Raw genomic sequence first — 21,929 nt, 5'->3', positions numbered from 1 at the left:
ACCGGATATCGGGTTTCAGACGCAAATGGCAAGGGTAACGAGGAAGGCGGTCTCGCTGATTTGTACCGTCGCGCCCAGCGTATCGCCCGTATAGCCGCCGAGACGGCGGGAGACGAACAGACTGAAGCCGAGAGCGGCGATCGCGGCGGTGCAGGTTGCGAGAAGCGATGGCCACGCCGAAGCGGTGAAGCCGGCGACGAGGAAAACGATGACAGCGCCACCAAGAACCGCGCAAAGCGCCGTCTTCCTTGCGGGACGGCCGAGCGTGGCCGCTACTCCGTCGGTGCGGGCTGACGAAAGGCTACTCCACTGGCAGACCATGGCCGCGCGTCCGGCTGCCGCTGCGGCGATGAGGAGAAGCGCTGCATTCAGCGAACCTTCTGCAACCAATGTCGCAAGCGCGACGGCCTTAAGCAGGATCGAGAGGGTGAGGGCGGTTGTACCGTAAACGCCGGTGCGGCTGTCCTTCATGATCTCAAGGGCAGCCGCACGATCCTTGCCGCCGAAAAGCCCGTCGAAGGAATCGGCAAGGCCGTCCTCGTGCAGTGCGCCGGTGACCAGCATACTGACCCCGATCGCAATCAGCGCGGCCAGCAGCGACCCTGCGCCAAGCGCCAGAAGCGCAACAAGAACAAGCGCCGGGAGCAATGTCGCGAGAACGGCGGCAATCGGGAAGGCCCAGGCTGCGCGCGCGCCGTCTGGCGCAGCGGTTTGCATTTCCGCCGGAATGGGATATCTCGTCAGGAAACCGGTTGCCACGGCGAGGTCTGTCGCTAGGCTCGTCAATCGCGTCATGATGGCATTTCCATTGCTGCTGCCGTATTGCGAGTAGGATTATGGCAGATCAGGACAACCGATGATAACCCCGTTTTACACGTGATAGTTAAAAAGGACTTACTCTAGATGGAACCCGCCGGACAGCCCTTCGATGATTTCCGCGCTCTTCTGGAGGCGCTTCCGGGGGCCGATACGCCGGCCCTTGCGGCGGCTCGCAAACGTAACTCAATTTTGACCAAACCCGAAGGTGCGCTCGGCCGTCTGGAAGAGATCGCCATGTGGCTTGCCGCCTGGAGCGGTCGCCCCCCGGCGGTGAACCGGCCCATGGTCGCCGTCTTCGCCGGCAATCACGGCATCGCGGCGAAAGGCATCACGCCCTATCCGGCGACCGTCACGCAGCAGATGGTCGGCAATTTCGAAAAGGGTGGCGCGGCGATCAACCAGATCTGCGCCTCGGTCGATCTCAGCCTCAAGATTTTCGATCTGGCGCTCGACTATCCGACCGGCGACATCACCGTGGAGCCTGCCCTTTCCGAGCGCGATTGCGCGGCGACCATGGCTTACGGCATGGAGGCGGTCGCGGGTGGGGTGGATCTGCTCTGCCTTGGTGAAATGGGGATCGGCAACACCGCGATCGCCGCAGCGATCTGTCACGGCCTTCACGGCGGCTCGGCCGCCGAGTGGGTGGGGCCGGGCACGGGCGCGGAAGGCGAGATGCTGGAGCGCAAGATCGCCGCCGTCGAACAGGCGGTCACCTTGCACAAGGACCATCTTGCCGATCCGCTGGAACTGCTGCGCAGGCTCGGCGGTCGCGAATTCGCGGCGATTGCCGGCGCGATCATTGCCGCGCGGATGCAGAAAGTGCCGGTGCTGCTCGATGGCTACGCCGTCACGGCCGCCGCCGCCGTGCTGAAGGCCATCAATCCGTCTGCCCTTGATCACTGCATGATCGCCCATGTCTCGGCCGAGCCGGGGCATCTGAAACTGATCCAGAAGCTTGGCAAGACGCCGCTTCTGGCGCTCGGCATGCGGCTTGGCGAGGGGACGGGCGCGGCGCTTGCCGCAAGCCTGGTGAAATCGGCGGCGGCCTGCCACACTGGCATGGCGACCTTTGAGGAGGCGGGCGTTTCCGGCCGGAGCTGACGGAGGCTTTGCCGGGCGCGGCATTTGTGACGCCGTTTTCCGTGCGCCATCAAAGGCTTGTCGCGAATCTGTTACATGCCGGTGGCAGATTGCGCCGACCTGCGTTTGAGCCGAGAGGAGACCGAATGGCCGAGCCGCCGATCGAGAAGAAGAAGGGCATTCGTCATCTGTTCGCAGCCGGCGGCTATTCCTGGCAGGGTTTCCTGCGGCTGCTCAGGGAAGAAGCCTTCCGTCATGAACTGATCGGCTTCGTCATCGGCCTTGCGGTCTTCGCCTTTGTCGGGGCGAGCGGCGTCGAGTTCATGATCTTCGTGATCCTGATGTTCGCACTGTTTGCCGCCGAATCGCTGAACACGGCGGTCGAGGAGATCATCGACCGGGTCTCGCCGGAGCGCTCGGTCGAGGGCAAGCACGCCAAGGACCTCGGCTCCTTCGCTACCTTCTGCCTGATCTGCAGCAATGTCATCTATGCGGTCTATGTCGTGTTCTTCTGACCGGACCGTTCACGCGCGGGGGTGGCGATAGACGAGCGTCGCAGGATGGGGGCGCTGCGCCGTTTCGTCGAGGCTTGCGCCCAGTCGTTTGGCGAGGCTGATGGAGCGGCGGTTTTCCGGATCGATATAGCTGACGATGCTTTGCTCCTCGCGCGCGGTAAAACCCCAGGCAAGCATGGCAGCGGCGGCCTCAATCGCATAGCCATGGCCCTCGGCGCCCTCATAAAGAAACCAGCCAAGCTCCAGTTCGGGAAACAGCGGTCCCTTGCACAGGGCGACCTGACCCAGGACCGCGCCGTCCTTCTTGTCTTCGAGCATCAATGCGCCATGGCCGAAGAGCTGCCACTGCGCGACGTCGTTGCTGAAATAGGACCATGCGGTATCGGGCGTATGCGGGCCGCCCATGAACTGCGCGCGCGGCGAGGCGAGAAAGGCAAGGTAGTCCGGCCAATCGGCGAAGCGCGGCGCGCGCAGGCGCAGGCGTTCGGTCTCAAGCGTGGGGATATTCGTCATGCAGTCTGCCCGCGATCAAGCCGCGTTGGCGGCTTCGTGCCGCGCGCTTTCGCGTTCGCGGTCCAGCGCCTCGATGATCTCCGCTTCCAGCTGGGCCTCGATTGCGAGATCGGAGTCGATTTCTCTGCCGCCGACATCATTGGCCACCTTGTGGGCGCGGCGCTTGAGTGCGGCTGCCAGCCGGTCTCGACCGCTGCGGCCTGATGCCGTTCCGGCGCTTTCCTCCGCCTCGATCCGGATGCTGCCGGGAATGAAGGGCATGTCATGTGCCGGCGACAGCGGCAGGGCAATGTCGTCCGTGCTGAGGCTTGCCGCCGGCAGGTCCGCCACGCGGGCCTCGGGCAATTCGATGCTCGCAAGCGTTCCCCGGCCCGGCGCGGAGCGCAGCACCAGCGCGCCCTGATGCGCCTCGATCAACTGGCGGACGATAGAAAGGCCAAGGCCGAAGCCCTCGACATGGTCTGCCGCCGCGCCGCGTGAGAAAGCGTCCGTTGCCGCCGCAAGCGCGTCCTCGTCCATGCCGCAGCCATAGTCGCGCACGCTCAGATATTGCCCGCCTTCAGCCGTGTTGCCGGCGGAAACCAGAATGTCGGAGCCTTCGGGCGAGAATTTGATCGCGTTCGACAACAGGTTGATCAGCATCTGCTTGACGGCGCGTGCGTCGGCGATGACGGGGGCAAGCCGCTCGCCGGCGTCGCAATGGATGGAGATTGCCCTGGCGGCGGCATCCGGGCCGACCATTGCCATCGAGGCATCGATGACATCGACCAGATAGACGGGCTGTTCGGTGAGCCGGTAGCCGCCGGCCTCCAGCCGGGAAAGGTCGAGCACGCTGTCGATCATGTCGAGAAGATGCGTGCCGGAACTGTGGATGTCGGAGGCATACTCCTTGTAATAAGGGTTCTTCAGCGGGCCCATCATCTCTTCTTTCATGATTTCGGAAAAGCCGATGATGGCGTTGAGCGGCGTGCGCAGATCATGCGACATGGCCGCCAGGAAGGCTGCCTTCGCCTTGTTGGCGTCTTCGGCGGTCCGGGCTGCGTCTTCCGCCTTTTCCAGGCTTTCTGCAAGCTTTCGGTTCAGCGCATCCTTTTCGCTTTCCTTCGTCAGCAGCGCCCGGTCGCCGGCGCCGAGTTGATGGCTGAAATAGGCGATGAACACCATGACGACCGCAAGGGTCGACGCGAGGCCGATGTCGAAGGGATCCCTGCCGAGATAGGCGATCGCGCCGAACGCCATCACGGCCGGCATGAACACGTGCCAGGTCGTCTTCGGCAGCGAAACCGCCCCGAGCGCCAGCAGGGAAAGCGCGATGATCACCATCGCCCCCTTGAAGAAGGGAAAGGCCGCGCCGGTGCAGGCGCTGCAGTCGAGAAGCGCGGTCAGCGCCCAGGCGGCACCTGCCAGCCAGTAGGCGCCGATGACGCGGTTGTTCCATTTGGCAAGCGTTGCGGCATCCTTGCCTTCGCGCGCCGCATTGCGGACGATGGCAAAGGCCGCGCCGTGCAGCGTCAGCGCTGCCAGGGCCCAGAGAGCGAAGACCATGTCCCTGCCGATATAGAGAAAGCCGACCGCGGTGATGACCAGCAGGATCGCAACGGCGGGAATGCCCTTTTCGATGACGGAAAGCGCGTGACGGAAGGCGTCTGCCGCAAGCGTGGCCGACGCCGCGTCGGAAGCGGCCGGGGCAAGCCCGGTCTCGGTGTCCTGAGGATCATGACGCTGTGTCGTATCGCGTTTCATGTGGGCCTCGCTGAGGTTCGCCATCGCAAATCTTGGTTGTCGCTGATAATGAACCTACGAACGAATTGTTAAGAAATACCTTCCGTAAAGGATTTGTTAGCCTTGTTTTTTAATCGGGTCGTAATCTTTGCCGCAGTTGCTGGCTCTCCTGCGGGGCGAAGGAGCGGCCAATGAGCGGAGCGGACGGGCTGTCGCACGCGATTGCACGGTGCCGGGTCTGTCGCGACTGCCCGGCAGGCGGGCCGCCGCGCCGCCTGCCGCATGAGCCGCGGCCGGTGGCGATCCTGTCCGAAACGGCGCGGATCCTGATCGCCGGCCAGGCGCCGGGTCTGCGCGTGCACGAGACCGGCATCCCTTTCAACGACCGCTCCGGCGACCGGCTGCGTGACTGGATGGGGATCGGCCGCGATGAATTCTACGATCCCGACCGCTTTGCCATCCTGCCGATGGGCTTCTGCTTTCCGGGCTATGATGCAAAGGGCAGCGACCTGCCGCCGCGAAGGGAATGCGCGCCTGAATGGCGGGAGGAAGCCATGGCGGCAATGCCGCAGATCGAGCTGGTTCTGGCGATCGGCATCTATGCGCAGAACTGGCATATGGGCGAGACCAGCCGCAAGACGTTGACCGAGACCGTCCGTAATTGGCGCGACAGCTTCCTCGCAAACCGCGCGCCGCGTATCCTGCCGCTGCCGCACCCGAGCTGGCGCAACACCGGCTGGCTGAAGAAGAACCCATGGTTTGAGGACGAGGTGCTGCCGGAACTGAAAAAGGCGATCCGGCTTTACGGCGGCGGCTGAAAATCACTCTTTCTTTCGGTGCCATTTTTGTTATAACGGCAAAAATTTTTTACGGAGAGCGGAAATGGACCGTCTGGATAGAAAGATTTTGCGCCTTCTTCAGGAAGATTCGACGTTGGCCGTTGCCGATATCGGCAAGAAGGTCGGTCTTTCCACGACCCCGTGCTGGCGTCGCATCCAGAAGATGGAGGAAGAGGGCGTGATCAAGCGGCGCGTGGCGCTGCTCGATCCGGAAAAGGTCAACGCCAATGTCACCGTCTTCGTCGCCATCCGCACCAATTCCCACTCGGTCGAATGGCTGAAGCGGTTTTCCGAGGTCATCGGCGACTTCCCCGAAGTGCTCGAGTTCTACCGCATGAGCGGCGATGTCGATTACCTGCTGCGGGTTGTGGTGCCGGATATCGCCGCCTATGACGCCTTCTACAAGCGACTGATCGCCAAGATCGAGATCCGCGATGTCTCTTCGTCCTTCGCCATGGAACAGATCAAGTTCTCGACCGAACTGCCGCTCGACTATATGGCGCTGGAGCCTTCGAAATCCGGCGACTGAGCCGCCCAAACTCAGCGGTGCCAAGTAGAAGTTGTATTATTCTTGGCCACGTGACCATTTGTTAAGCATTCGCTGTTAAACAGTCATAAAGCATAATTCGTGAGGATTGCGTTATGACGAGAGCAGTTGCGGCGGCCTTTCTGGTCGTTCTGGCCGGGGGGCCGTCACTGGCGGCGGACCTGGCGGTGACGGCGCCCGCGCCGGTTTATCAGGAAGTCTATGTCGAGGAAGAGGAACTACCGTGGGACGGTCCCTATCTCGGCCTCAGGGGCGGATATGACTGGACACACGCTCGCGGGACGATTTCGGGCGCATCCGGCAGTTCCTCTTGGTCCAACGGCATGGCCGGCGCGATCGTCGGCGCCTTTGCCGGTTACAATTTTCAGTTCGACAACAATCTCGTGGTTGGCGCCGAGATCGATGCCGACCACACTTTCGACATGAGCCAGTATGTCGCCGGCGGTGTCTCGCGCCACCACGGCATCAACTGGGGCGGATCGCTCCGGGGCCGGATCGGTTATTCCCTCGGCAATGCGCTGATCTACGGCACGGCGGGCGCTGCGGTTGCGAACTTCTATCTCGGCACGGGCTCCAAGCGTCCGCATGAGGTGATCTACGGCTACACGGTCGGCGCCGGCGTCGACTATGCCTTTACCGAGAATATCTTCGCCCGGCTTGAATATCGCTACACCGGCTATCCGAGCGCCGATTTCACCGGCTATTTCGGTGCCGGCAACAAGGCCGATCAGGAGACCTCCTCAAATACCGTCACCGCGGGCCTTGGCGTCAAGTTCTAGCGATCTTCCCCCTGCGGCAGCAATCAGACGGCCTTGCGGCTTTACGCAGGGCCGTTTTTTTACTATTGAGCGGCCTCGTTGAACTGGCCGTGCAAGACGGCCTTTCGTCCACCCGCATTCGTTGGCGGGACTGGTTTTAGGAGAAGATATGTCTGATCAGATTTCCCTCGTTTTCCCCGATGGCTCCAAGCGCGACTACGCCGCCGGCACGACTGGCCGCGACGTTGCCGAGTCAATCTCCAAATCGCTCGCCAAGAAAGCCGTCGCGATTGCCCTTGACGGCGAATTGCGCGATCTCGCCGACCCGGTCGAGGACGGCCGCATCGAGATCGTCACCCGCGCCGATGACCGCGCGCTGGAGCTGATCCGCCACGACTGCGCCCATGTGATGGCCGAAGCCGTGCAGGAATTATGGCCGGGAACGCAGGTGACCATCGGTCCGGTGATCGAGAACGGCTTTTATTACGATTTCGCCCGCGAGACGCCCTTCACGCCCGACGATCTGCCGAAGATCGAGAAGAAGATGAAGGAGATCATCAAGCGCAACGCCCCCTTCACCAAGGAGGTGTGGTCGCGCGAGAAGGCCAAGCATGTCTTCGCCGAGAAGGGCGAGGTCTACAAGGTCGAGCTTGTCGATGCGATCCCGGAAGACCAGGACGTGAAGATCTATGCGCAGGGCGACTGGTTCGACCTGTGCCGCGGTCCGCACATGACCTCCACCGGGCAGATCGGCGATGCCTTCAAGCTGATGAAGGTGGCCGGCGCCTATTGGCGCGGCGACAGCAACAACCCGATGCTGACCCGCATCTACGGCACGGCCTGGGCCGAAAAGCAGCAGCTCGATGCCTATCTCAACTTTCTTGAGGAGGCGGAAAAGCGCGACCACCGCCGGCTCGGCCGCGAGATGGACCTGTTTCATTTTCAGGAAGAAGGCCCCGGCGTCGTATTCTGGCATTCCAAGGGCTGGCGCATGTTCCAGTCGCTGACGTCCTATATGCGTCGTCGTCTCGAGGGCGAGTATGAGGAGGTCAACGCGCCGCAGGTGCTGGATACGGCCCTTTGGCGGACCTCCGGCCACTGGGAATGGTACCGCGAGAACATGTTCGCCGTTGCCTGCGCCGATGAGGAAGCCGAGGACAAGCGCGTCTTCGCGCTGAAGCCGATGAACTGCCCCGGCCATGTTCAGCTGTTCAAGCACGGGCTGAAGTCCTATCGCGAACTGCCGATCCGCTATGCTGAGTTCGGCGTCGTGCACCGCTACGAGCCCTCGGGCGCCATGCACGGGTTGATGCGCGTGCGCGGTTTTACCCAGGACGATGCGCATGTGTTCTGCACTGAGGAGCAACTTGCCGAGGAATGCCTGAAGATCAACGACCTGATCCTCTCGGTCTACGAGGATTTCGGCTTCGACGAGATCGTCGTCAAACTCTCCACGCGTCCGGAAAAACGCGTCGGCTCGGACGAGAACTGGGATCACGCCGAAGCGATCATGACCGAGGTGTTGAAGACGATCGAGGCGCAGTCCGGCGGGCGGATCAAGACCGGCATCCTGCCGGGCGAGGGCGCTTTCTACGGGCCGAAATTCGAATATACGCTGAAGGATGCGATCGGGCGGGAATGGCAGTGCGGCACCACCCAGGTGGACTTCAACCTGCCGGAACGCTTCGGCGCATTCTACATCGACTCGACGTCGGAGAAGAAAAAGCCGGTGATGGTCCACCGCGCGATCTGCGGTTCGCTGGAACGCTTCCTCGGCATCCTGATCGAGAACCACGCCGGCCATATGCCGCTGTGGTTCGCGCCGCAGCAGGTGGTGGTCGCGACCATCACCTCGGAAGCCGATGACTACGGCCGCAAGGTTGCCGAGAAGCTGCGCGCTGCCGGTCTTTCGGTCGGGACCGACTTCCGCAACGAGAAGATCAACTACAAGGTCCGCGAGCATTCGCTGGCCAAGGTGCCGGTCATTCTCGTCTGCGGCATGCGCGAGGCGGAAGACGAAGCGGTCAATATCCGCCGCCTCGGCTCGCGCGATCAGCAATCGATGTCGCTTGCCGACGCGATCGCCATGCTGACCGACGAGGCGACGCCGCCGGATCTGAAGCGCAAGCGCGCTCTGGCGTAAGGGAAAACAGGACGGCGCGGTCTCTTGGCCGCGCCGTTTTGCCTTTCATGGCCGGTACTCGACAATCGCGGCCCGGCGGCGGGCGATGACGGCCGAGATCTTGCGGGCAATCACGGCGATCCTGTCGCGCGTTCTGTTCAGCGCGATTTCCGCTGCCGAACGGCCATAGGATTTGCGCTTGCCGCGCTCCTCGATCGACGTTGCGACATCTTCCGCGCCGGCGCCGCCGGCGACATAGCGGTTCTGCACGCAAAGGGCTGGCACGACCTGCATCACGGAAAGATCGTTGCGGATGCCGGCCCTCGGATCGAACAGAGCGGCGTCGACCGGAACGAAGAGCGTCTGGCTGCGGGCCAGCATTTTTTCAGCGCCCTGCCGGGTGATCACATAGCCGGCCGAGCCGATATGGCAGCCGACGAGACGCTTGAGCGCATGCGCGCCAAGCATGACCTCCGTCTTGCGCGCCAGTTCCGCCGGCTTCATGCTGGTCTCGATCTTCACGATGTCGACGCCGGCGGGCAGGCGGCTTGCGAGGCCGTCAAGCACGGCGCGGGTTGAGGCGCTGATCTCGACATCATCCTCGAAGACGGCTGCTGCCGGCGCGCCGCTTTCCACAAGCGCGCTCCAGGCGCGGCGGTGACTGAGGTAGCAGCCGATTTCCCCGCGCGTCATCTCCCGGCTGAAGGGGGCTGGAAAGGCCGAGAGCCGGGCAACCTCGTCATCGCCGAGCAGGCGGGCATCGCTTGCCGCAAGCCGGGTGAAGTCCAGCCCGCGCGCCGCCATGATCTCCTCGATCGCGGCAAGACGGTCGGTATCCCGGTCGAGATTTATGACGAATGTGAGCAAGGACTGGCTTTCATGGGTGAGTGGGCGAGCGTTTCCGTTCGCCGGCTATATAGCCGAACTCCGGTTGGTGGGAACAGGGAAAACGGCGTCGTCGCGTCCGAAGCGTCAGCTCTCAGCGGAAGGCGACGATGCGCTTGCGGTAGCCGCGCAGGGCGTTGCGCGCCTTGAGATAGAAGGCCCTTGACCGGTCGCGAAGGCGATAGCGAAGCTGAGCGAGGTGATTTTCGCCGTAGGATTTCGTACCGCTCGGGACATTGTGCGACGGAAAACCGAGCTTATCGACATTCGTCCGCTCCGCAAGGTCATCCTGAATGCAGATCGCCGGTTCGAGCTGATAGACAATCGGCCGGCTTTCGACAGCGACCTGCGGGCTGAACATCATCGCGTCGACGCCGACGGCAAGCTTGCGGCTGTTCTCCAGCAGCTTCTCCGCACCCTTGCGGGTAACGATATAGCCTGCCGCGCCATGATGGCGCCCGGTGAGTCGCACGAGATTCCGGCCGACAACCGCACCTTCGGCCTTTTCCGGCAGGGGAACCTTCTGCAGGCAGGTCTCGAGCTTCACGATATCCGCATCATCCGGCAGCCACGTCTCGGGCGCATCGAACAGCCTGTCGATATCCTCCCCGAGATGGACATCGTCTTCGAAGATGGCGGCGACAGCGGCATCGGTTTCCAGGAACCGCTCCCAGGCATGGACATGGCTGAGATAGCAGCCGACCTGGGAGGGGCTGAGATCGAAGCTTCCGGCCGCCGGAAAGGCGAGGTGTTCGGACCGTTCCGCCTCCGACATCTTGCGGCCGTCGACGGCCGGAAGCCGCTCGAAGGCGAGGCCTTTGTCGGCGAAGATGGCAGTCGCATGCGCGAGGCGGTCGCGGTCGTCTTCGAGGTTGAGCAGGTAGATTTTCATGATCGTCTGGTCTCGCTTCGCTCCGGGCTCAATCCACGCTTTCATCCGGCAGTTCTGCCTTGTCTTCATCGAGCAGCAGCTCAACCTGGATGGATTTCACCGGCGCGACAGTGAAGTTCTTTTCATAAACGGAGTCCTTGTTGCGGGCGATTGCGGTATATTCGCCCTCTGCCAGGATCATCGAGGGGTAGGCGCTGCGGCTTTCGGTCAGGACGTCGCCGGAAGCGCCGAGCACGGTCCATGACGTGTCGGCCAGCGCCTCGCCGCCCTTTTCGGACGCAAGCGTGAGGGTGACGACGGCGGCATGCTGCTTCAGCGTCGCCTCGGTGATTTCGCCGGCCTTGACCTTGAGCCGGGCATGAGCCTCGGCGTTGAGATCGCCGTAATAGGAGACGATCTCGTAGGTCCCGGCGCGCAAGCGCAGGATGGTTTCCGGTTTGAGGTCCTCGATCACCAGCTCGCGCTTGTCGCCGCGGTCCTCATAGACGGTGAAGCGGAGGAGGTCCGGATCGGCGCGGCTGTCATCGCCGAGCGTTGCGTTGAGAACGAGGCCGCCTGCCTCGAGCACGAGGGCGACGTCCACCTTGCCCTCGCCGGTGCGTGGAACGGCGACCTTGCGCGTGGTGGAAGCGCGTCCGAAGGCGCAGTTGACGAAATATTCGCCGGCGGGCAGCTCGATCGTCTTGCTGCCGCCCTCGGCGGAGGCCACCAGCTCCAGCCGGCCACTGGCGTCGGGAACAGATTTGAACACCCGCCAGGTCAGTCCGTCGCGCATCACCGCGCCGTCCTGTGTCAGGCGCGCCTCGAAGGAGACCGTGCGCTTGACGCCGGGTTCCTGCGTCCCGCGCATCAGCGAAAAGGGGTCTTCGCCGGCGCTCTGCGCCGCCGCCGGCAGGGCGGAGGTCATCAGGGCGCAGGCGAGAGCGGCCAGGAGCCGGAGGAGGAAAGGTCGGTGCTGAGCAAAGAGAGCCATGTTTCTCGCCGGTTGACTTGCGGATCGCAAGCGTTCAAGCCAAATTCGCAAGAAGCGTTTTGGCCTGATTATCGTGGCCTTTTCAAGGGCAGAGGCCCTTGTTTTTGAATGAATGAGGTTTGCGTTGAACGAGAAGAATGACGCCGTCGTCGAATTTCTGAGAACCCGCCGGTCCACGCCTGTCCTTCAGCTTGGAGAGCCCGGGCCCTCCCGCGCCGAGCTTGAGGAGATCCTGACGATCGCCGCGCGCGTGCCCGATCACGGCAAGCTGGCCCCCTGGCGTTTCATCGTCTATGCCGGCAAGGCGCGGGCCGAGGTGGGCGAGGCGCTCGCCGAGATTACCCTTGCCGATGACGCGGATGCTTCGCCCGAGCGCCTCAAGCTCGAGCGGGAGCGGCTGACGCGCGCGCCGCTCGTCGTAGGCGTCATCAGCCGCGCAGCGCTCCATCCCAAAATACCCGAGTGGGAGCAGATCATGTCGGCGGGGGCGGCCTGCTATAATCTGGTCGCTGCCGCCAATGCCTTCGGCTACGGCGCCACATGGCTCAGCGAATGGTACGCCTTCGACGAGCGCGCCTTTTCGGCGCTTGGCGTTACTGCCGGCGAGCGCGTGGTCGGCTTCGTCCATATCGGCACGCGCGGGGAGCCGCCTTTCGAACGCGTCCGGCCGGAACTGGCCGATGTCGTCACCTGGCGCGGGGAGATCTGAGATGTTCTACACCACCGACCTAAACGAGCACGGCCTGCCGCATGACCCGTTCAAGGCGATCGTTTCGCCGCGGCCGATCGGCTGGATCGGTTCGCGCAGCGGCAGGGGCGAGGACAATCTCGCGCCCTATTCCTTCTTCAACGCCGTCTCCTCGGCGCCGCCGGTGGTGATGTTCTCCTCCGATACGACCAAGGACAGCCTGCGCAACATCGATGAGACCGGCGTCTTCACCGTCAATCTGGTCAGCAGGGATCTTGCCGAACAGATGAACACGACCTCTGCCGCGCTTGCGCGTGGCGAAAGCGAGTTCGCTGCGGCAGGGCTTACCCCGGTCGCCGGTCGGCTGGTCGATGCGCCTTATGTCGGCGAGGCCTACGCCGCGCTGGAATGCAGGATGACGGCAATCATGGCGCCGCCGACGCTTGAGGGCGCGGTCACGCAGAGCCGCATGGTCTTCGGCCAGGTCGTCGCGGTCCACATCAAGGATGAGGCGCTGACCCCCGAGGGTCGCCTCGACATGGCGAGGGTCCGCCCGCTCGCGCGCCTCGGCTATCGCGACTATTGCGACGGCGGCGATGTGTTCGAGATGATCAGGCCGCGATAGGCGCGCGGGAATATCCGGGAATGCCTCTCAAGCCGCGCCGAAGGCGTTCTTGATGATGCCGATATGGTCCGGGTTTTTGGTCAGCTTGCCGGCAAAGCCCGTGCGCGCGGCATGGTGGCAGGAGGTCTCGAATGCCTCCGTCGGCGAGGGGGCGGCCGAAAAGTCGATCGCCGCAACGCCGAGATTGCGCGCGGCGAGCATGGTTGCGACCGCGCCCTGGCGGGCGACGTCGCCATCGGCGGGTCCAAGCGCATCGCCGTCATAGCCAAGCGCGATCAGGCGGCGGTGACGGTGGAGAAAATGGCGGGCGTTGAGAAGCCCGCCGCCATTGTCGCCGATCATGGCGATCAGCGCGATCGAGCCTTCCTCCAGCCCCGCGCGCGCCTCGACCACCCGAAGCAGCGTCTCGGCCATCTGGATGCGGGCGGCGCTTTCCACGCCTTTGAGAATGATGCCGTCGGGCGCAGTGCGGGCGGCGCGCGAGAAATCGTCGACATTATAGGCTTTGGAGATTGGTTCGCAGATCAGGAAGATCGGCAGCGAGGGCAGTACGCTTCTGAGCGAGGCGATGCGTTCCTCAAGCCGGTCCTCGCCCTTGGCGGGAAGACACAGGCAATCCGGGCGGTTTGCCTGCGGATCGAAAGGAAGGGGGTCGTCTGTCGCCACGCCGAGCAGCCAGACTTTCATGCGGCGAATGTCCATCGTCATTCCTCCAACCGGGTCTCCCACGGGAGGCAGAATGACCGAATGCAAGCCGCTTGGAAACGGCATTCGGCGTCTTTCCACTTGTAATATGACAGTTTTGCGTCGTTCGGCGCGCAAAAAGCCGGGCAGGGTAGCTGCCCGGCATCATCGGTCAGGCGGACTTGCGCATTTCCGCAAGCGGGCCGGCCCATTTGTGGAGTTCATCGAGCAGACCGGTCGCGCCTGCCTTCATCTCGTCATTCGGCGTCAGCTCGCCGTCTTCGCCAAGAAATTTCGGGAAGAAGGGAATCGGCACGACCTGGGGAAGGGGGTGGGCGTTGAGGTTGACGATCAGCGTGCGCAGTTCCTGGGCGGCGCGCAGGCCACCGGAAACGCCGCCATAGCTGACGACGCCGGCCGGCTTGTAGCCCCATTCCTTGTAGACCACCTGCAGCGCGTTCACGAGCGTTGCCGGGGCGAAGAAATCATATTCCGGGGTGACGAAGATGAAGGCGTCGGCAGAGGCGACGCTCTCGCTCCACTTGCGGGTATGCTCGTGCTCATATTCCTGCAGCCGCGGATGCTTCGGTTCATCAAGCAAGGGCAGCTTGAAATCGTCGAGATCGACGACCTCGACTTCGAACTTGCCATGTTCGCGGGCGAAATCGCCGACCCATTTGGCAATGGACGGACCCACCCGTCCGGGGCGGGTGCTGCCGATGATGATGTTGAGCTTCATGGAATTCTCCTGGCCGCGGCGCGAGGAACATGTCGTCGGCGCCGAATTACGAAAGAACAGACCGGACGGAAGACAGCCCGTCGGTCTCAGATGAACACGGAAGGAAAATAGGGGGGGGCGATGGGCGAGGCAAGGGAGGACAGGAAAGAGACCAGGTCACATGCCGGTAACCGCAAGCGACCAGAAGACAGTTGCGCCCCACCGAAAGACGGGGCGTGAGGCTTGGCTGACGAGGAGAGCTGGCCGTTTTCGACCGCTTCTCCTTACTGATAGACGACGATCGGAGCGGGCAGGTTGTTGACCCGGTTGTACAGGTCGATGACATCCTGGTTCAGCATGCGGATGCAGCCGGAGGAAACGGCCTTGCCGATCGAGGTCCAGTCCGGATTGCCGTGGACGCGGTAGAGCGTATCCTTGCCGTTTTCGAAGATGTAGAGCGCGCGCGCGCCAAGCGGGTTCATCAGGCCCGGCTCCATGCCGCCGTTTTCGTTGGAATATTTCTCAAGCTTCGGATCGCGCTCGATCATTTCTTTCGGCGGGAACCATTTCGGCCATTCCTGCTTCCACTGGATCACGCCATTGCCGCCCCAGGAGAAGCCGGCGCGGCCGATGCCGACGCCGTAGCGCATCGCCATGCCGTTCTCGCCGACCAGGTAGAGGAAGCGGTTCGGCGTGTCGACGACGACCGTTCCGGGGGCCTCGCCGGTCGGGTCCCGGACTTCCTGGCGGTAGTAGAGCGGGTCGATCTGGCGCCACGGCACGGCCGGGATCATGTAGCCATTATCCTCGAGCGGGCCGTACATCGCGTCGAGTTGCGCGGCAGTGTAGGGCGTGGCGCCGATGCGCGGCTCTGCCGGGGCGACGGGCTGGGACGGGTACTGGCTCACGCAGCCGGTAAGCACTGCGGTGGTCGAAACGGCGCCGAGAAGAAAGGTTCGGCGCGACATCGTCTTGTCAACGAGCATTCAAGCCTCTTGATAAATTGGAAAAGTCTAGTCCTAAACGGCTTTTAGCCGAGCGGGTTCCACCTTGATAGCGTCACCCGGTCACAATCGCGGTATCGCGTCGCTTGGTCGGGCGGGTGTGACCGAAAACACGCAGTTTTGCGGCCCTTGCCCTTCCGGAAGCCTCATTCCACCGCGCAGCCGGTATCCCTGCCCAGATTGCAGATGTTCTTCAGCGCCTGGGTGCGCACCGGGCTCCAGTCGTCGGGATTGGAAACGGCGACCCAGGCGTCGATATAATCGCGGGCGAGGTAATTGTGCCCGAAGCCTGCCGGAAGCGCCTTCGACAGCGCCATGTCGAGGGCAAGCTGGAACTGGGTCACCACCGGCACGAAGCGCAGATAGGGCGAAACGTCCGGCGCCGGCTTTTCCTTCATCCATTCCGGCTCGCGAAAACCGGAGTTGGGTTCAAAAAATACAATCGGATCAGAGGCATACTGGAGGAAATTGATCCTGATCCGACCCCAGGCGTCGCCGCTTTGCGCCGGCTTGCGGAATTGCGAGGAAAAACGCACGACCTCGCCCTTGTCGACCACCGGCAGCACATAGGGCGTGCCCTCATTGCGCGCGGAAACCGTCTGGCGCCAGAGATAGGAGGGGAAGGGCGGGCCCGCCCAGACGGCGCCGGCCACCGGCTGGTCCATCATCTGGAACACGTTGAAGGAATGCATGGACGACCATGCGCCGAGGCTGATGCCGTGCATGTAGAGTTCCGGGCGGCTGTCCTCCGGCAGGGTAAGCCAGTAGCGGTAGACCGTCTCCATGGTCGCGGTTGCCTGAGCGAGACCGGTATCGGTCTCGAAGATCAGCGCCAGGGGCGATTGCAGGAAGGAGTATTGGACGGCGACCGTGGCGACATCGCCGTTCTGCATGAATTCCAGCGTGTCATGCGCGCCGGGGTCGAGCCAGCCGGTGCCGGTGGGGCTTGCGATCAGCAGGATCTTGCGGTCGAAGGCGTCCAGCCGGATCAGTTCCTGAAGCGCGATCTCCGCCCGCTCCTTCGGGTCGTCATCCTCCGACCGGCCGACATAGACGCGGATCGGGCGTTTGGCCGGAACGCCGCTGAAGGTCGCGATGTCCTCCGCCGAGGGCGCGCTGGTGACGAAATCGCGGCCGGGCTGGCCCATCGCCGCCCAGCTGACAAGCGATTCGCGGCTGCCGGGAATGAAGGCATCCGTCGGCGCGGGCGGCGCTGTCTCGAACAGGTCCTGCGCCGTCTCAAAGGTCTCGTCGAGGAATTCGATGGCCGACGGCAGGACCCAGTCGCGCGAGGCGACGAAGACGATAAGCAGCACGATGACCAGGCCGAGCAGATTGGCCGCGCGCGGCGGAATGACCCGGTAAAGCCGCCGTCGAAGCCCGTCGAAGGCGGACTGGAACAGCGAGCCGAACAGGAACAGGACGGCGAAGGTCAAAAGCCCGATGACGAGAATGGCGAGCACCGCGCCGCCTTCGAGAAGCTCCATGTCGACCCGCGAGCGCACGGAGTTCTGCCATTCGGTCCACATCGACAGGCAGAAGGCGAGAAGGCCAAGCGATGCGACAAGAACGACGGCGCGACCGACGGTCCGCCAGGCGCCGCGCGGCTCGGGGATCTGCAGCGCGCGCCAGAGGGACAGCAGAAACCGGCCGATCATGTAGCCGAGCGCCATCACCAGGCCCGCCAGCACGCCCTGCAGCGGCCAGCCGCGCGGGATCAGCGACGGCGTCAGCGAAGCGGCGAAGAACACCAGCCCCAGCGAAAGGGCAAAAATGCTGATGCTGTACCAGCTTCGGCTTTGGCGATCATCCTGTTCCATCTGGTTTAACCCGTCTCTCTGCTTCTTGTTCTAATTGCCTGTTAATTGAGAATTTTCTCGATCCGGCGCCGGAAGGAATCCTGATCCGCGTCGGCGGCGGCGAGGATGTCCTCGACCTCGAAGAAGTCCATCGGATTGAAACCGCCGACCGCCGGTTCAATGAAGAGATCGGGCCGGGCGCACTTGACCTTCTCGGCGACGATCGAGCTTTGGGTGATGCTGAAGGAGCCGGCCCAGGTCTCGAACGAGCCCGGGATTTCGCCGGTGTCCTCGACATCGGTTCCGGTCACGTCGATCGCGGCGGTGAAATAGCGGGCCTTGTCGAGAAGGTCGAAGGGCGTCGGATTGACGAAACCGCCGTCGATCAGCACCCGACCGTCGCGCCTTACCGGCGTCAGCAGCACGGGCAGGCAGGAGGAGGCGGAGATCGCCGACAGAAGCGGACCATCGCGCATCACATATTCGTTCTGGCGATAGAAATCGGTGGCGACGATCGTCAGCGGTATTTCGAGTTCGGAGAAATCCCGCGCCATGCCCTCGGGAAACAGTGCCGCAAACAGCACCTCCGGCTCCACGACGGCTGGCCGGAAGATGTTGATCAGCGATCCCCAGGTGTCGCCGGTGTCGATCAGCAGCTTCTTCAGGAGCGACTGGCGGCGGGTGAAGAGGTCGACGACATAGTCGCGGATCTCGCGGCCGCTCATGCCGTCGCAGTAGAGCGCGCCGAGGATCGAGCCCATGGAGGTGCCCGCGACTTCCCTGGGCCTGACGCCGAGCGCATCGAGGCTTTCCAGATAGGGGATATGGGCGAAGGCCTTGGCCGCGCCGCCGCCGAGCGCCAGTGCCAGCCCCTCTTTCTCGCGTGAAACATCCTCGGCGATGTCAGCCATGGCGGGGTCCTTTGGCAGCGGCGTTTGCGCCCGGGCGGATCCGGCGATCAGGCCGGCGCTTGCGGCAAGCAGGAAGTTTCGACGTCGGACCATGGCTCTTCCCATCACAAGGCAGTGGGCAAACTATAATTTGCCCGTAAATGGCAGGCAAGCAAAGGCGGCAACGACGCGTGCTCAGCGTTAATCCTTTGCATGAACTTCAGCGATATTGATATGAAGTTAACCATATAAGTTTATGAAATTTATGTGAAAAAATATTCTACTGCATAAGGTGCGCGGTGCTGGCTTGCGAAACATGTCGCACGTCGATGCAATCCCGCAGGCAGCGCCGGCTTCCGTTCTTCAGGGGAAGAGCGATGCATCCGGTCCGAGAACCACTCGAACGGCGCGCCACGGATGCCGATACGTGGCGCGCCATCCAAACGCCCGCTAGATCGTATCCGCCTTTCATGGAAACGCGTAAGCGATCTATCTATTTGGTTTGACTCATTTTCGCCGACGTCAGATGTTTCCATCTGACCGCGAAATGCTCTAGATATCCAGGTTCTCCGCAAAGGCGGCGTTTTCCTGGATGAAGCGGAAACGGGCGTCGGCCTTGGTGCCCATCAGGTCGTCGACGGCGGCCTTGGTGCCTTCGAAATCCACCGCGTCGATATCGACCCTCAGCAGCATGCGCTTCTTCGGATCCATCGTGGTTTCCTTCAACTGGGCGGGCAGCATTTCGCCAAGGCCCTTGAAGCGGCTGATCTCGACCTTGCCGCGCCCGGTGAAATAACTCTCCATCAGCTCGGCGCGGTGGACATCGTCGCGGGCATAGGCCGTCTTGCCGCCCTGGGTGATCTTGTAGAGCGGCGGCACGGCCAGGAACAGATGGCCCTGGCGGATCAGCTCCGGCATCTCCTTGTAGAAAAACGTGATCAGCAGCGAGGCGATATGGGCGCCGTCGACGTCGGCATCGGTCATGATGATGATGCGTTCGTAGCGCAGGTCTTCCTCGCGGTATTTCGTCCGCGTGCCGCAGCCGAGCGCCTGGATCATGTCGGCGAGCAGCTGGTTGGACGTGAACTTGTCGCGTCCGGCGCTCGCCACGTTCAGGATCTTGCCCCTGAGCGGCAGGATCGCCTGGTTGGTGCGGTTGCGCGCCTGCTTGGCCGAGCCGCCGGCCGAATCGCCCTCGACCAGAAACAGCTCCGCCCCGGCCGCCGTGTTCTGCGAACAGTCGGCGAGCTTTCCGGGAAGCCGCAGTTTCTTGACGGCGGACTTGCGGTTGACCTCGCGCTCCTTGCGTCGGCGCAGCCGCTCCTCGGAGCGCTCGATTACCCAGTCGAGCAGCTTTTCCGCTTCCATCGGGTTGGCGGAAAGATAGAGGTCGAAGGGGTCGCGCAGCGCGTTTTCGACGATGCGCTGGGCTTCCACGGTCGCCAGTCGGTCCTTGGTCTGGCCGACGAATTCCGGCTCGCGGATGAAGACGGAGAGCATGCCGATCGCGGAAATCATCACGTCGTCGGTGGAGATCTGGGCGCCGCGCTTGTTGCCGATCATCTCGGCATAATTCTTCAGGCCCCGCATCAGGGCCTGGCGCAGACCCGCTTCATGCGTTCCGCCCTCGGGCGTCGGCACGGTGTTGCAGTAAGAATGGACATCGGGGTCGCCGCCATACCAGGAGACCGCCCATTCGACCGCGCCGTGGCCGCCTGTCTTTTCCGTCTTGCCGGCGAAGATCTCGCGCGTGACGGTAAAATCCTTGCCGATGTTGGCGGCCAGATAGTCCTTCAGCCCGCCGGGGAAGTGGAAGACGGCCTTGTCCGGAACGTCCTCATTGCCTTCCACGAGAGATGGGTCGCAGGACCAGCGGATCTCCACGCCGCCGAAGAGATAGGCCTTGGAGCGGGCCATGCGCATGACGCGGGCCGGATCGAATTTCGCCCGCGGTCCGAAGATTTCTGCGTCGGGGTGAAAGCGCACGCGCGTTCCCCGTCGGTTCTGGATCGGCCCGAGATCCTGCAATTCCCCCTGCGGCACGCCGCGCGAGAAGGCCAGCCGGTAAAGACGGCGCTCGCGGGCGACTTCCACTTCAAGCATGTCGGAAAGCGCGTTGACCACGGAAACGCCGACGCCGTGCAGGCCTCCGGAGGTCTCGTAGGCCTTGCCGTCGAACTTGCCGCCGGCATGAAGCTTGGTCATGATCACTTCGAGCGTCGACTTGCCCGGGACCTGCGGATGGTTCTCCACCGGAATGCCCCGACCGTTATCCGTCACCGTCAGAATGCCCTCGGCGTCGAGATGCACTTCGATGAAATCGGCATGGCCAGCAACGGCCTCGTCCATGGAGTTGTCGATGACTTCGGCAAACAGATGATGCAGCGCCTTGTCGTCGGTGCCGCCGATATACATGCCCGGCCGCATGCGCACCGGCTCCAGCCCTTCCAGCACGCGGATGGAGGATGCGCCGTAGTCGCCGTCCGCCGCCTTGATCTCCGCAGGGGGCTTTCCTGCCGTCTTGCGTGCAGGGGGCGGGGCCGCATCCTCGGCTGGTTTCTTGCTGTTGCCCGAAAGATCGGCGAAGAGGTCTTTGCTGTTGTCCATAAGGTCCGGCAGAGTGTCCATATTGGTTTGCATGCGCCTTATAGGCGAATCACCGCTCTATTCTGGCAAAGAATGGGCCGTTAGGCGATGCTGTGCCAAATTGTCGCAGGCTGGCTGTGGATGAAGGCGCGGCGGCATGGCAAAAGGGCTGCGGCCAAGGGGCGGTTCGGGCGGGACGATTCGGTTTAAGCGGGCGTCAAACCGATTAGGAGGAGCGCAGAACAGGAAATTTCGCCATCGCGTGTCTGCCGTTTGTTCTGGAACAAGACGGAAGATTTCCGGCCGGCGCATGAGGAAAACCGGCATCGCGGCATTTGCGCCCCGACCCCGAATAGGGGAAGAAGGACCCTCGGTGCCTGACGCAAGACAGATAGGGAGAAAAAGACAGATGACATCCGACATCCGACCGCTGGTCGCCGGGAACTGGAAGATGAACGGCACCCGGGCTTCGCTTGACCAGATCAGGGCGATCGCCCACGGCGTCAGCGGACCCCTGTCGCGGAAAGTGGATGCGCTCGTCTGCCCGCCCTCGACGCTGCTCTATGTGGCAACCACGCTGACGGTGGACACCAGGCTCCTGATCGGCGCGCAGGATTGCCATCAGAAGGCCCGCACCGGCGCGCATACGGGCGACATCTCGGCGGAGATGATCCGCGATTGCTTTGGAACCCATGTCATCGTCGGCCATTCCGAGCGGCGCAAGGAGCACAGGGAAAACAACAAGGTTGTCTCCACCAAGGCGCGCGCGGCCTATGACCAGGGGCTGACGGCGATCGTCTGCATCGGCGAGACCCGCTCCGAACATGCAAGCGGGCGCACCATGGACGTGCTGCACCGCCAGCTCTTTGAAAGTATGCCGGACGATGCCACAGGCGAAAATACGATCATCGCCTATGAGCCCATCTGGGCGATCGGCACGGGTCAGACGCCCGGTCCCGAACAGGTGGCGGACGTGCATGCGGCCATGCGGCGCGACCTGATCGAACGCTTCGGCGATGCCGGCGAGCGCTTTCGTCTGCTCTATGGCGGCTCTGTAAAGCCAGGCAATGCCAAGGAGTTGATGAGCGTACCGCATGTCAACGGAGCGCTGATCGGCGGGGCAAGCCTGAAGGCGGCCGATTTCCTCTCCATCTACCACGCCTATGAGGATATCGTTTAGGCGATGCATTCGATCGGAGCGTTCAAACAGGCCGATACTTCATTGAAGTAAAAAGAAAAATAGAGATATTGTCGTATCTGCCCGGCTAGG

21 protein-coding genes are annotated in these 21,929 nt (G+C 63.0%); 9 read left to right on the top strand and 12 right to left on the bottom strand.

The genetic code is table 11. The features are described 5' to 3' along the window. Positions 1-15: 15 nt before the first annotated feature. Entirely contained in the window at positions 16-795 is a 780-nt protein-coding gene (gene cobS, locus FF124_RS15600; protein ID WP_138749408.1) for an adenosylcobinamide-GDP ribazoletransferase, read from the bottom strand. Between the two features lie 108 nt (positions 796-903). On the opposite strand from cobS, the gene cobT reads away from it, so the two are divergent. Then, the gene (gene cobT / locus FF124_RS15595; RefSeq protein WP_138749407.1) at positions 904-1,920 is read left to right on the top strand and encodes a nicotinate-nucleotide--dimethylbenzimidazole phosphoribosyltransferase; all 1,017 of its coding nucleotides are present in this window, start codon (positions 904-906) and stop codon (positions 1,918-1,920) included. Positions 1,921-2,045: 125 nt separating this feature from the next. After that, positions 2,046-2,414, top strand: coding sequence for a diacylglycerol kinase (locus FF124_RS15590; RefSeq protein WP_138749406.1), 369 nt, complete (start codon positions 2,046-2,048; stop codon positions 2,412-2,414). Positions 2,415-2,423: 9 nt separating this feature from the next. On the opposite strand, the gene FF124_RS15585 is transcribed toward FF124_RS15590, so the two are convergent. Then, the gene (locus FF124_RS15585; RefSeq protein WP_138749405.1) at positions 2,424-2,927 is read right to left on the bottom strand and encodes a GNAT family N-acetyltransferase; all 504 of its coding nucleotides are present in this window, start codon (positions 2,925-2,927) and stop codon (positions 2,424-2,426) included. A gap of 15 nt (positions 2,928-2,942) precedes the next feature. Beyond that, positions 2,943-4,670, bottom strand: a complete 1,728-nt coding sequence (locus tag FF124_RS15580) for a sensor histidine kinase (RefSeq protein ID WP_187326972.1) — start codon at positions 4,668-4,670, stop codon at positions 2,943-2,945. A 170-nt stretch (positions 4,671-4,840) separates the two neighbouring features. Between FF124_RS15580 and FF124_RS15575 the strand changes: the two genes are divergently transcribed. The 4 genes from FF124_RS15575 to thrS all read left to right on the top strand — a co-directional run bounded on the left by FF124_RS15575 (position 4,841) and on the right by thrS (position 8,936). Continuing rightward, positions 4,841-5,467: a uracil-DNA glycosylase family protein gene (locus tag FF124_RS15575; RefSeq protein ID WP_138749403.1), complete on the top strand. Its 627-nt coding sequence runs from the start codon at positions 4,841-4,843 to the stop codon at positions 5,465-5,467. Positions 5,468-5,531: 64 nt separating this feature from the next. Continuing rightward, the gene (locus FF124_RS15570) at positions 5,532-6,017 is read left to right on the top strand and encodes an Lrp/AsnC family transcriptional regulator (protein WP_138749402.1); all 486 of its coding nucleotides are present in this window, start codon (positions 5,532-5,534) and stop codon (positions 6,015-6,017) included. 113 nt (positions 6,018-6,130) lie between these two features. Then, entirely contained in the window at positions 6,131-6,814 is a 684-nt protein-coding gene (locus tag FF124_RS15565) for an outer membrane protein (RefSeq protein WP_138749401.1), read from the top strand. A gap of 148 nt (positions 6,815-6,962) precedes the next feature. Further along, on the top strand, positions 6,963-8,936 hold the full coding sequence (gene thrS / locus FF124_RS15560; protein WP_138749400.1) for a threonine--tRNA ligase: 1,974 nt from the start codon (positions 6,963-6,965) through the stop codon (positions 8,934-8,936). Positions 8,937-8,981: 45 nt separating this feature from the next. Here thrS and FF124_RS15555 read toward each other — a convergent pair whose 3' ends face one another. From FF124_RS15555 to FF124_RS15545, 3 genes are all read right to left on the bottom strand, one after another. Continuing rightward, on the bottom strand, positions 8,982-9,782 hold the full coding sequence (locus FF124_RS15555) for a glycosyltransferase family 25 protein (protein ID WP_138749399.1): 801 nt from the start codon (positions 9,780-9,782) through the stop codon (positions 8,982-8,984). Positions 9,783-9,894: 112 nt separating this feature from the next. Further along, entirely contained in the window at positions 9,895-10,692 is a 798-nt protein-coding gene (locus FF124_RS15550) for a glycosyltransferase family 25 protein (RefSeq protein ID WP_187326971.1), read from the bottom strand. Between the two features lie 28 nt (positions 10,693-10,720). Beyond that, positions 10,721-11,665: a hypothetical protein gene (locus FF124_RS15545; RefSeq protein ID WP_246072480.1), complete on the bottom strand. Its 945-nt coding sequence runs from the start codon at positions 11,663-11,665 to the stop codon at positions 10,721-10,723. A 124-nt stretch (positions 11,666-11,789) separates the two neighbouring features. Here FF124_RS15545 and FF124_RS15540 point away from each other — a divergent pair, with 124 nt between their 5' ends. Next, entirely contained in the window at positions 11,790-12,374 is a 585-nt protein-coding gene (locus FF124_RS15540; RefSeq protein WP_246072478.1) for a nitroreductase family protein, read from the top strand. 1 nt (position 12,375) lies between these two features. Beyond that, positions 12,376-12,978: a flavin reductase family protein gene (locus tag FF124_RS15535; RefSeq protein WP_138749396.1), complete on the top strand. Its 603-nt coding sequence runs from the start codon at positions 12,376-12,378 to the stop codon at positions 12,976-12,978. A gap of 27 nt (positions 12,979-13,005) precedes the next feature. Here the strand turns inward: FF124_RS15535 and FF124_RS15530 are convergent, their stop codons facing one another. The 6 genes from FF124_RS15530 to parE form a co-directional block, all read right to left on the bottom strand. After that, positions 13,006-13,680, bottom strand: coding sequence for a hypothetical protein (locus FF124_RS15530; RefSeq protein WP_138749395.1), 675 nt, complete (start codon positions 13,678-13,680; stop codon positions 13,006-13,008). Between the two features lie 154 nt (positions 13,681-13,834). Beyond that, positions 13,835-14,401 (bottom strand): NADPH-dependent FMN reductase, encoded by a 567-nt coding sequence (locus FF124_RS15525; protein WP_138749394.1) that lies wholly within the window; start codon positions 14,399-14,401, stop codon positions 13,835-13,837. A 263-nt stretch (positions 14,402-14,664) separates the two neighbouring features. After that, complete coding sequence (locus FF124_RS15520) at positions 14,665-15,366, bottom strand: L,D-transpeptidase (protein ID WP_138749393.1); 702 nt, start codon at positions 15,364-15,366, stop codon at positions 14,665-14,667. A 164-nt stretch (positions 15,367-15,530) separates the two neighbouring features. After that, the gene (locus FF124_RS15515) at positions 15,531-17,204 is read right to left on the bottom strand and encodes an alpha/beta hydrolase (RefSeq protein WP_138749392.1); all 1,674 of its coding nucleotides are present in this window, start codon (positions 17,202-17,204) and stop codon (positions 15,531-15,533) included. Positions 17,205-17,245: 41 nt separating this feature from the next. Beyond that, positions 17,246-18,187 carry a patatin-like phospholipase family protein gene (locus tag FF124_RS15510; RefSeq protein ID WP_138749391.1) on the bottom strand — a complete coding sequence of 314 codons (942 nt, stop codon included), beginning with the start codon at positions 18,185-18,187 and terminating at the stop codon, positions 17,246-17,248. Positions 18,188-18,625: 438 nt separating this feature from the next. Beyond that, on the bottom strand, positions 18,626-20,680 hold the full coding sequence (gene parE / locus FF124_RS15505) for a DNA topoisomerase IV subunit B (RefSeq protein WP_138749521.1): 2,055 nt from the start codon (positions 20,678-20,680) through the stop codon (positions 18,626-18,628). Between the two features lie 388 nt (positions 20,681-21,068). Here parE and tpiA point away from each other — a divergent pair, with 388 nt between their 5' ends. Beyond that, positions 21,069-21,839, top strand: a complete 771-nt coding sequence (tpiA, locus tag FF124_RS15500; protein WP_138749390.1) for a triose-phosphate isomerase — start codon at positions 21,069-21,071, stop codon at positions 21,837-21,839. The last annotated feature ends 90 nt before the right edge of the window (positions 21,840-21,929 follow it).

This window comes from Martelella lutilitoris (assembly GCF_005924265.1).
GTDB classification, from domain to species: Bacteria; Pseudomonadota; Alphaproteobacteria; order Rhizobiales; family Rhizobiaceae; genus Martelella; species Martelella lutilitoris.
This window is presented reverse-complemented; position numbering and strand designations above follow the sequence as displayed.